Raw genomic sequence first — 5,962 nt, 5'->3', positions numbered from 1 at the left:
ATTTTCAAGATATCCGGCAGGAAGGGTCCAGCACCCTTTTTTGGGCTCAATATTGCGTTTGCACATTAAAATCCTGTCCTGCAAAACAGGAATCGTGCCCACAACCATTTTTGGATTTTCATAGTGGACATGGCCGCATGAGTCGCATACGGCCCGGACATGGTCATCGTCCTCAGGGATCTGCCGGGTTATGGGATGGCCGCACTGGGTGCAGAATTTTATTGGCATCTGTTATCTATCTTCCTAAGGTTTTGCAAAAAATTAAAACGCTGCCTTTCTCACAATTTTATTACCACAAACCCTTATGAAAGGAAATCTTTGAAGTGACGTAATCGGGAAAATCACTCGAACAACTCCCTGGCCTTGTAAGAACTTCTGACAAAGGGGCCGGCAGCCACTTGTTTAAATCCAATATCCCGGGCCATGCGGTCAAGCTGTTCAAATTCTTCCGGACTGTAGAATTTTTCCACGGAAAGGTGGTTCCTTGTGGGCTGAAGGTACTGGCCCACGGTGAGGATATTGCAGCCGTGATCGTACAGGTCCTGGAAGGTAGTCCCAAGTTCCTCTGGTGTTTCGCCAAGGCCCACCATGATGCCGGACTTGGACGGCAGGCCGGGAAAGCGTTCCGTAACATGTCGGATCAGGTTAAGGGATCGCTGGTAAAGGGCCTGGGGACGGACCCTGGAATAAAGACCCTTAACAGTTTCGATGTTGTGGTTGATCACGTCAGGTTCTGCGCCAGCCACGGTTTCAAGGGCCTTGACATCTCCCTGGAAATCCGGGATCAGGACTTCCACCCGGATGCCGGGACCAGCCTTTTTAATGGCCTGGATCACACGTGCAAAAAGGGATGCCCCGCCGTCGGGAAGATCGTCCCTTGTAACGGACGTGACAACCACATAGGTCAGTTTCAGTTTGAGTACGGTATCGGCCACCCTTTGGGGTTCATCCGGGTCAACCGGAGTCGGAGGGTTTGAGGTCACATTGCAGAACCGGCAGTTCCGGGTGCAATCGGATCCCAGGATCATGAACGTGGCGGTATTTTTTGAAAAGCATTCAAACATGTTGGGACAGGCTGCTTCCTGGCAAACAGTATGAAGGCCTGCTTCGGATAAAAGCCGGGTCACCCGCTGGTAATCCCCGCCTTTGGGCATGCTTTTTTTCAGCCACCTGGGCTTGCCTTGCCGGATGGCACCGGAACCGGAAGAACGGGTTTCCGTATGGCAGTTGCAAAGGGGATTCATGGGTTTGGTCTCCTTGTGTTAAAATCGAAAATTTCGCAGAAAAATGTGAAAAACAGAACTTTGATCCGTTCCATGGAAGCTTTCGGGTCAAAGGGGGGAGTGAGAGTCTCCTGTTCAAGGGAAGTCATGGATAAATTTTGGAGACCACAGGGATTGATCCAGGTAAAAGGGGTCAGGTCAGGACAGACATTCAGGGCCAGGCCATGGATACAAATCCCCTTTTTAATCGAGAGGCCCACACTGCCGATTTTCTTCTTCCCCACCCAGAGACCATGGTTCTGCGGATCCCTTCGGGCCTCGACACCGAATTGACGGGCCGTTCTCATCATGATTTCCTCAAGACCGTGGACAAAATCGGCCACCCCGATCCTGGCTCGCTCCAAGTTGATGATGGGATAGAGTACTGCCTGGCCCGGCCCGTGAAAGGTGATGTTTCCCCCCCTGGCGGTCTGGACAATATCAATCCCTTTTTCGGCCAGAAATCGTTCCGGCACCATAAGGTTTTCCCGTCCTCCTCTTTTGCCTAAGGTGTAAACCGCAGGGTGCTGGACGAAAAGGACCCGGCCGCCAAGGACCGGATTCTGGATCATCTCTTCCCGGGCAGTAGTCTGAAGATCAAGAACCTGAACATAATCCCGGATGCCAAGGTCCTCAAATGCAGCACATCTGTCATCCGCTGAAAGGGTGTGTCCGGTCATGGTCTGGTCTTTTCCCTGTTTGGGTTCCCTGGTAATGTTGATGGTTGATCAGCCCGATTTTTATGGAGCCCCGTCTTATTTGAAGGATAACGTAAATATTTACTTGATTAAATTTTTTGAAAATTACGCCGACATGAAGATAAAGTCAATTATTTTTAAAAAAGTTGTGTAAATATAAATTTATTTGAGTGAAATTGATGAAAAAATCTCATATATAGTTTTAATTTCGTCAATTTTCGGACGGAGGATCTGCAATATAAATAAAAAGCAGCGTACGGTCATTGCCTGCATGTTTTTCGGTACTGTTTCGGGGTCCTGGGCCTGCCACCGCGGCGGCTATGGGTATGCCCATGATTCGAACCATGCTTTTTGGTGGACAGATGCCATGACTGTGATCTATAAAAGGTGTGTTGATCTGATGATGGACTTTAGAATATATCCGTTGAACAAAAGCAGGGATGCCGCTCTTTTGAGAGATGACCGTTGACAAGATAAAACGCCAGTCTTTTATGATAGATACACAAAAAGAAAACCAGCAACTTATTGCCCTGGCAGTAAAATGCAAATTCATCACTGCAAATCTGGAACAGGCCATATTGTCTCGACTGATAGCAATTTATCAAAAAGATCCTGGGTATAGTGTCGTGACGATCTTCAAGGAAACGAAGATCCTGACACAGGAAAAAATCAATTACCTTCTTGCCTTAAAAAATCATCTGAAAATAAAAATGCTTGATAAACGATTCGGGGAAATTGGCGTCAGCAACCGGTTTATCACCCAAAAGCATGTGGAAAATGCGTTGAATGTCCAGGATATTTTTTTTCGGGAGAATCGGGAAAGCAAAAAAATCGGCGACATCCTTGTTGAAAAAAATGTGATGAGCCAGGCTAATAAAACTGCAATTCTCCTCACCCAGGATAGAATCCAGGATGATCTTCTTGAACAGGCGATCTATGACATTGCCTCTTCTGAAATGGACCGGGTGACGATAAATAAGCGCTTTGGGGCCATTGCAGTCAAATATAATTTCATATCCATTGCGCAATTGAATCAGGCTTTGAGGATTCAGAAAAAAGATGCTGAATCGGGGGGGGAAAAGCGGTATCTAGGTCAAATACTAAAAGAACTTTTTCAGTTGACTGAACAGAATGTTCACTTTATTTTGAAAATTCAACAACAGATTGAAAAAGACCGGTTATCTCTTGAAAAGGCCGTTACCCTTTACAAATCGGAAATCAGTTCAAGTAAGCGGTTCAATGAATTATTTGAATTCACGGTTTCCCAAGATAAAATGGAAGCATGGGTTCATCGTAAAAAAGAATCGTTTGAAAATATGGAGCTGGATCATTTCCATAATTGGTTAAAGCTAAACGGCATTCGATTTGGATTGACCAGTAACGAATTGATCAAAGTTTTTTTATCTGACTTTGAAATTGGATACAAATTAAAAATCGCCCAGGGAACTTTCCCCGAACCACCAATTGATGAAATTGTTCAATTCCATTTTGATATTAAATCGTCCACCGATACTGACATTAACGGACAAAGTTCACAAATCCAGGTTAAAAAAGGAGCTGTTTTAGCAAAAATCACCCCCCATAAGCAGGGAAAACCCGGTACTAATATAATGGGACAAACCATATTACCCATTGAACCCAGGATGCATCTTTTGATGTGTGGTAACGGCGTGGTAAAAAAGGGGGAGTATTTTCTTGCCGGCCAGGACGGCATCCCCGTGCTTTTCAAGCAAAGGACACTGTTTATTGAACCTTGCCGCCATAACCGGGAAACCAAGACATTGACAGGGCATCTTGGGGTCGATACCAAAGAAACCTATCGTGATGTTAACTTAAAGGTTGAAGGTAATATCGACGCTGGTGGTGCGGTCATTTGCCACGACTTGTCAATCACCGGAAATGTTCTGGGAAAGGTAGATGCCTCGGGAGATATCAATATCAAAGGAGATATCGGGGAAAATGAATCGGTTGTCGACAGGTCAAATTATCGCACAATTATCATGTCCGGCGGGAATCTGAACATATCAAAAAATATCACCCAAGCTAAGGTGGTCGCATCACGGAATGTTGTTGCTTTGAATTCCAATGTGTTTTCAAGTGAAATCCATGCCATGGAAACCATTATCTTAAATAATGTACATTCCAGCCCGGAATATCCGTCTGTCCTTGAAATCGGCCATATCCCAAATTTCAAGGTAGATGCTGTTAACCGTTTAATAGATAAAGAGATAGCTGTTTTAAGAACGCTTCAAGAACAGGACGAACTGGATAAGCTGGCATTGAAATTACAAAATCATTTCAATACTCAAAATGAATATTTGGAAAAAAAACAGATCCTCGCATATCTTCTTAATGTCTGCAATGCCGGTGAATTGAAACACATAGAATCCCTTGGACAAAAAATCCAATTATATGAACCTTCCAATGGAACCGGTCCGTCAGATAATGGTGGGGTGCTGTTAAATAATGAGTACGCGCTGGCCTATATGGACGAAGAAATAAAACAGGTCGAAGGGTTAAGTATTGACCAGCAGAGAAATTATCTATCCCGGCGACGGGTTGAGATTTCAGATATGTACCGGGCGGCTGCGAACAGGACAGAGCGGTATACGGCTGAATACCAGGTAAGAAAAAAATTTATTATGGAAAAAGTTTTTGAAAAGCAGCATGAAATCAGCCTGCAGAAACAAAAAATTGAAGCGCTGATGATTCAAAAGGATTTTCTTCTTCTCCATAAACAGCCCGCGGCCCTGTCCCCAGCCCCCATGATCCGTGTTAAAAATATGGTTGAGAAAAATACTGTTATCAAAGGGGCACATACGTCAATGGTAATCAAAAAATCCATCTACGGCGTCAGCATAAGAGAGATAAAAGATGTTATTACAGGAAATTACGATATCACCATAGATGGATACTACGATTGATTTTGCTCCAAAACTACAAACTGAACCCCCTCTATATACAATGCCCATGATTGAAGCCGGGAATCCTTGAATATGAAACAAGCTGATATTATAAAACAAATGTGCCGTGTCGAATTGACACAGGCCGATGTCAAGGCCATCTGCAAGTTCCGTTGAAATCCGGTCAATCCGGAACAATACCGGAAGACTGGATTCGTGAACTGCTGACGGATATCCGCCGCTTGGACGAGACGCCTCACGGAGACCGTCCGGCCTTGGCCATTGATCAAAACGGATTCCTCAGGATCAAGGGCTGTGTTTTCAGTCTGGACAATTTAACACAATGGCAGTACGAGCAGTGGAAACGAAAGCCGCAGGGGATAAGGAGATCCTTTCAGGGCTGCATCGGTTTTCCCGGTATGAACCGCCGGGAAATGTGTTGTCGGATATCAAGGAATGGTACGGGATTTACGGCCTGCTGGTCCTGAAAAAGGAATTTTCAGACCGGCTGCGGCTTCAGGTTTTTGACAAAGTCATTTTAAACCGCCTGGGCAAAAATAAAGACCTGGCTGGTTTGCTGACAGAACCCGCAGAGGACGGGTGGTTTGTGGAAACCGACCAGCGGGGGAATGTCAAACAGGCCCTGGTCACGGCCGGGTATCCTGTTAAAGATCTATGCGGATATACCACCGGTGATGCCCTGCCTGTCAGGCTCAGGGATGTGGACACATCAGGAAACGAATTTGCACTGCGGGATTACCAGGAAGAAGCCGTGGATGTTTTCCACCAGGGCGGCCGGTCTTCCGGTGGTAACGGCATCATTTATCGGGCTGGGGGGCATCTCAAGGATATCCGGGCATACCCTGCGGGTTCTGGTCGTGTCCAAGGGAACTGACGAACAGGCGTTTGCGTTAAACCGCCCGTTGTTTCTGGTGGAGCAGGGATATAAATACGATAACCGGTATTTTGAACCAGTGGTGTCCGGTTAGTTTTTTGCATAGGCTCGTTGTTCTTTGATATTTTTTTCATCCGGTTCTGCTTGATGGTTTCCGAACAATTCGTTCAGGATAGTAATCCTCAACTCTCTGATTCTTTTGAT

Annotated in this window: 5 protein-coding genes; 2 read left to right on the top strand and 3 right to left on the bottom strand. The window is 45.6% G+C overall.

All coding sequences use genetic code 11. The features are described from left to right. From AB7U36_RS16755 to lipB, 3 genes are all read right to left on the bottom strand, one after another. Window positions 1–228, bottom strand: a 228-nt coding sequence (locus tag AB7U36_RS16755; protein ID WP_428160842.1) for an NUDIX hydrolase, incomplete at its 3' end; no start/stop codon positions are given. Window positions 229–341: 113 nt separating this feature from the next. After that, window positions 342–1,244: a lipoyl synthase gene (gene lipA / locus AB7U36_RS16750; RefSeq protein WP_428160841.1), complete on the bottom strand. Its 903-nt coding sequence runs from the start codon at window positions 1,242–1,244 to the stop codon at window positions 342–344. After that, window positions 1,241–1,942: a lipoyl(octanoyl) transferase LipB gene (gene lipB, locus AB7U36_RS16745; RefSeq protein ID WP_428160840.1), complete on the bottom strand. Its 702-nt coding sequence runs from the start codon at window positions 1,940–1,942 to the stop codon at window positions 1,241–1,243. Before lipB ends, lipA begins: the two co-directional genes overlap by 4 nt. Window positions 1,943–2,451: 509 nt before the next feature. Here lipB and AB7U36_RS16740 point away from each other — a divergent pair. Beyond that, window positions 2,452–4,884: a flagellar assembly protein A gene (locus tag AB7U36_RS16740; RefSeq protein ID WP_428160839.1), complete on the top strand. Its 2,433-nt coding sequence runs from the start codon at window positions 2,452–2,454 to the stop codon at window positions 4,882–4,884. Window positions 4,885–5,206: 322 nt separating this feature from the next. Further along, window positions 5,207–5,758, top strand: a complete 552-nt coding sequence (locus AB7U36_RS16735; RefSeq protein WP_428160838.1) for a hypothetical protein — start codon at window positions 5,207–5,209, stop codon at window positions 5,756–5,758. Window positions 5,759–5,962: the final 204 nt, after the last annotated feature.

The sequence above is a fragment of the Desulfobacter sp. genome, from assembly GCF_050177295.1.
This window is presented reverse-complemented; position numbering and strand designations above follow the sequence as displayed.